This window comes from Rhizobacter sp. (assembly GCF_031412075.1).
In the GTDB taxonomy this organism is placed as follows: Bacteria; Pseudomonadota; Gammaproteobacteria; order Burkholderiales; family Burkholderiaceae_C; genus Rhizobacter.
In genome coordinates, this window is record NZ_JANOCG010000010.1 from 1 (window position 1) to 4,433 (window position 4,433).

At 62.8% G+C, this 4,433-nt stretch carries 7 protein-coding genes; all 7 read left to right on the forward strand.

Annotation, left to right across the window (positions count from 1 at the left end; all coding sequences use genetic code 11):
- Positions 1–872 (forward strand): type II secretion system F family protein (locus tag RMO40_RS00295; RefSeq protein ID WP_309714823.1); only part of this gene is annotated, 872 nt, incomplete at its 5' end.
- Positions 873–881: 9 nt separating this feature from the next.
- Positions 882–1,805, forward strand: a complete 924-nt coding sequence (locus tag RMO40_RS00300) for a prepilin peptidase (protein WP_309714825.1) — start codon at positions 882–884, stop codon at positions 1,803–1,805.
- Positions 1,806–1,825: 20 nt separating this feature from the next.
- Positions 1,826–2,470 (forward strand): dephospho-CoA kinase, encoded by a 645-nt coding sequence (gene coaE, locus RMO40_RS00305; protein ID WP_309714839.1) that lies wholly within the window; start codon positions 1,826–1,828, stop codon positions 2,468–2,470.
- Complete coding sequence (gene zapD / locus RMO40_RS00310) at positions 2,467–3,222, forward strand: cell division protein ZapD (RefSeq protein WP_309714827.1); 756 nt, start codon at positions 2,467–2,469, stop codon at positions 3,220–3,222. Before coaE ends, zapD begins: the two co-directional genes overlap by 4 nt.
- Positions 3,219–3,461, forward strand: coding sequence for a DNA gyrase inhibitor YacG (locus RMO40_RS00315; protein WP_309714829.1), 243 nt, complete (start codon positions 3,219–3,221; stop codon positions 3,459–3,461). The genes zapD and RMO40_RS00315 overlap by 4 nt, the downstream gene beginning before the upstream one ends.
- 165 nt (positions 3,462–3,626) lie before the next feature.
- On the forward strand, positions 3,627–3,917 hold the full coding sequence (groES, locus tag RMO40_RS00320) for a co-chaperone GroES (protein WP_054018942.1): 291 nt from the start codon (positions 3,627–3,629) through the stop codon (positions 3,915–3,917).
- Between the two features lie 28 nt (positions 3,918–3,945).
- Positions 3,946–4,433, forward strand: a 488-nt coding sequence (locus tag RMO40_RS00325; protein WP_309714837.1) for a TCP-1/cpn60 chaperonin family protein, incomplete at its 3' end; no start/stop codon positions are given.

Here is a 4,433-nt window from a genome sequence, read left to right on the forward strand (position 1 = left end):
CGAGCCTGTCATCCGCATTCCGCAAGCACCCGCTCTACTTTGACGCGCTTTACTGCAACCTGGTCGAGGCCGGCGAGGCGGGCGGTATTTTGGACACCTTGCTGGATCGACTGGCGATCTACCAAGAAAAAACGATGGCCATCCGGAACAAGATCAAGTCGGCCCTGATGTACCCGGTGGCGGTGATGGTCGTGGCGTTCGTTGTGCTGGCCGTCATCATGTTATTCGTCATCCCGGTTTTCAAAGAAGTGTTCACGTCTTTCGGTGCGGATCTGCCTGCGCCGACTTTGTTCGTGATTGCCTTGTCAGAGATCTTCGTGAGTTACTGGTGGGCGATTTTTGGCTTTCTGGGCGGCGGCATCTATTTCTTCTTCGAGTCTTGGAAGCGCTCCGAGAAGATGCAGCGAACCATGGATCGCTTGCTGCTCAAAGCGCCGGTGTTTGGCTCCCTGGTGAACAAATCTGCGATCGCGCGTTGGACCCGAACCCTCTCGACCATGTTCGCAGCAGGCGTGCCCTTGGTCGAAGCTCTTGACTCGGTGGGTGGCGCCTCCGGCAACGCCGTCTTCAAAGACGCCACCGAGCAAATTCAGAAAGACGTCTCGACCGGCGCCAGCCTGACCAACTCCATGCAGACCACCGGCGTGTTCCCGACCATGGTGATCCAGATGTGCGCCATCGGCGAGGAGTCCGGCTCGCTCGATGCCATGCTTGGCAAGGCAGCCGAGTTCTATGAAGATGAAGTGGACGAAGCCGTCAAGGGCCTGTCATCACTGATGGAGCCTTTCATCATCGTGATCCTGGGTACTTTGATTGGCGGCATCGTGGTTTCGATGTATTTGCCGATCTTCAAGCTCGGTGCGGTGGTCTGACCGTCCGTGATGGGCTTGCCCGTCGCTGAACTGCTGTCACCCTGGGTCCTGGCTCTGCTGGGCCTGTGCATCGGCAGTTTTCTCAACGTGGTGATTCACCGCCTGCCGCTGATGCTTGATCGCGGCTGGTGGGGCGACGTTGGCAATCAACTGGCTGACGACGAGTCGCACCGGCGCGTGTTTGGCGCCGCACCAGCTGCCTCGACCGCACAGACCGGCAAGTCGCTGACTGAAGCGCTGGCCCGCCTCGGCCCACTGCAGCTGTCGCACCCCCGTTCACGCTGCCCAGCGTGCTCTCACCTGATTGCCTGGCACGAAAACATCCCGGTGCTGAGTTACCTGTGGTTGCGCGGGCGCTGCGCTTCCTGCAAGACCCGCATCTCACCCCGGTACCCGGTGATAGAGCTGCTCACCGGCGCGCTGTTCGCCGCCGTCGGTTGGCGCTTCGGCGCCGAGCCCACAGCCTTGTTGTGGTGCTTTGTCGTGGCCATGCTGATCGCCCTGGCGGGCATCGACTGGGACACCACCCTGCTCCCCGACAACCTCACCCTGCCGCTGTTGTGGGCCGGTCTGCTCGCGAGCGTGCTGGGCTGGACGATCGCGCCGCCACAAGCCATCTGGGGTGCCGTGGCGGGCTACCTGTCGCTGTGGTCGGTGTACTGGCTGTTCAAGCTCACCACCGGCAAAGAGGGCATGGGTTATGGCGACTTCAAGCTGCTCGCTGCGCTGGGTGCCTGGCTGGGCTGGCAAATGGTTCTGCCCATCGTGCTCGGCGCCTCGGTCATCGGCGCCGTGGTCGGCATCGGCATGAAGCTGTCGAGCAGCTTGCGCGAAGGGCGCTACGTTCCCTTCGGCCCCTTTCTCGCCGGGGGCGGCATCGTGGTGATGCTGGCCGGTCATCAGCGGGTGCTCGGTTGGTTGGGCTGGGCCTGACGGGTCAGGTCGCAGCACCCATGGCTGCAAATTTCGATCTGCGCGTCGGCCTCACCGGCGGCATCGGCAGCGGCAAGAGCACCGTAGCCCGCCTGCTGGTAGAGCGCGGTGCAGCACTGATCGACACCGATGCCATCGCCCGCTCGCTGGCATTGCCAGGTGGGGCGGCCATCGACGCGCTCCGAGCCCAGTTCGGCCTCAGCGCCATCGATGCTGCCGGCGGTCTCGACAGGGCCTACATGCGCGAGCTGGTCTTCGCCGACAGGTCGGCCAAAGCCCGCCTGGAGGCCATCCTGCACCCGATGATCGGTGCCGAATGCAACCGTCAGGCGCTGGCGGCGGCCGGGCGCCCCCTTGTCTTCGATGTTCCATTGCTCGCCGAGTCCCGTCACTGGCGCACCCGGGTCGATCGCGTACTGGTTGTCGACTGCAATGAGGCCACGCAGATCGAGCGCGTGATCCAACGCTCGGCCTGGGCGCGCGAAGCCGTTGAGGCGGTGATTGCACAGCAAGCCCGCCGCGAGGTGCGCCGCGCCATCGCCGATGCCGTCATCTTCAACGAAGGGCTGAGCCTCGCCCAGCTCGCGCATGAAGTGGGCATCTTGTGGGATCGCTGGGTGCCTATGGAACAATCGCGCCGGTCGAGCGGAGCACCCCCATCTTGATCTTGTACGAGTACCCCTTCAACGAGAGCATCCGCACCATGCTGCGGCTCGAACACCTGTTCGACCGCCTCGGCCGCCTGATGCCCCGCGATGAAACCGTGGACCACCACTACGCGCTGGCCACCATGTTCGAGATCATGGACGTGGCTTCACGCGCTGATCTCAAGTCAGACCTGCTCAAAGACCTCGAGCGCCAACGCAGCCAGCTCAACAGCTACCGCGGCAACCCGTCGATCTCTGACGAAGTGCTCAACCAGGTGATTGCCAAGGTCGACCACGCGTTCAACGGTCTCAACCAGTTGTCGGGCAAGGCCGGACATGCGCTCACGGCCAACGAGTGGCTGATGAGCATCCGCAGCCGCATCAGCATCCCCGGTGGCACCTGCGAGTTCGACTTGCCGGCCTATTACGCCTGGCAGCAGCAGGAGCCAGCGCGCCGGCGTGCTGACCTCAACCAATGGGTCTCGACCTTGATGCCACTGGCCGAAGCCCTGAAAGTGCTGCTCAGCCTGCTGCGCGATGCGGGCACGCCGCACAAGGTCGTCACCCAAGGCGGCCAGTTTCAGCAGAGCCTGCCGGCCGGTCGGGTCTTCCACCTGCTGCGCCTGCGCATTGACCCCGCGGCCCAACTGGTGCCCGAGATCAGCGGCCACCGCCTGATGGTGCTGGTGCGCCTGATGCGCCAAGACGCAGAAGGCCGCCTCAAGCCTGCCAGCGCCGACACCAGCTTCGAACTCACCTTGTGCTCATGAGTCAGGCGTCTTCACCGCCTCGGCCTCCGCGCCGCATCGTCACCTGCCCCAATTGCAAGGGCGACAGCGTCTACGCCGCCGAAAACCTCTTCCGCCCGTTTTGCAGCGAGCGCTGCAAAAACGCGGACTTCGGCGCCTGGGCCACCGAAAGCTATCGGCTGGCCGCCCGCCCCTCCTTGCCGCAGGGCGAAGCGGGCGAAGGCAGCGATTTGATCCCTCCGGATCAGCCTCCCTCTTGAAAGCCGGGCGCTCACCCCTATAATTCCGGTTGCTAGCACTCGACCCCTTTGAGTGCTAACGGCTGATCCAGGCCCTCTGAGGCCCAGCCGTCTGCAAAGTCAATGGTCGCTTACTGGCGCCCATTTCAACCAGAAGCTCGGTTTTTGAGTCATCAAGGAGATGCTATGAAACTTCGTCCGTTGCACGATCGCGTGATCGTCAAGCGCTTGGAACAAGAAACCAAGACCGCCTCCGGCATCGTCATCCCCGACAACGCCGCTGAAAAGCCTGACCAGGGCGAAGTCCTGGCTGTGGGCCCGGGCAAGCGCAACGACAAGGGTGACTTCGTGGCCCTGAACATCAAGGTCGGTGACCGCGTTTTGTTCGGCAAGTACAGCGGCCAGACCGTCAAGGTCGATGGCGACGAGTTGCTCGTGATGCGCGAAGAAGATCTCTTCGCTGTCGTCGAAAAGTAATTCCTACAGAACACTGGAGAGATAAAACATGGCAGCAAAAGACGTAGTCTTCGGCGGTGAAGCCCGCGCACGCATGGTCGAGGGTGTGAACATCCTGGCCAACGCCGTCAAGGTGACCCTGGGCCCCAAAGGCCGCAACGTGGTGCTCGAGCGTTCGTTCGGCGCCCCCACCGTGACCAAGGACGGTGTGTCCGTGGCCAAGGAAATCGAGCTGAAGGACAAGCTCCAGAACATGGGCGCGCAGATGGTCAAGGAAGTCGCTTCCAAGACCTCTGACATCGCTGGCGACGGCACCACCACCGCCACCGTGCTCGCACAAGCCATCGTTCGCGAAGGCATGAAGTACGTGGCCGCCGGCATGAACCCGATGGACCTGAAGCGTGGCATCGACAAGGCTGTCACGGCCCTGGTTGCCGAGCTGAAGAAGGCCTCCAAGGCCACCACCACCTCCAAGGAAATCGCGCAAGTCGGCTCCATCTCGGCCAACAGCGACGAAACCATCGGCAAGATCATTGC

What these genes read in the sequence shown, in the direction of transcription:
- RMO40_RS00300 (WP_309714825.1), top strand. Translation starts at nt 882, where the DNA reads ATGGGCTTGCCCGTCGCTGAACTGCTGTCACCCTGGGTCCTGGCTCTG.
- coaE (WP_309714839.1), top strand. Translation starts at nt 1,826, where the DNA reads ATGGCTGCAAATTTCGATCTGCGCGTCGGCCTCACCGGCGGCATCGGC.
- RMO40_RS00315 (WP_309714829.1), top strand. Translation starts at nt 3,219, where the DNA reads ATGAGTCAGGCGTCTTCACCGCCTCGGCCTCCGCGCCGCATCGTCACC.
- groES (WP_054018942.1), top strand. Translation starts at nt 3,627, where the DNA reads ATGAAACTTCGTCCGTTGCACGATCGCGTGATCGTCAAGCGCTTGGAA.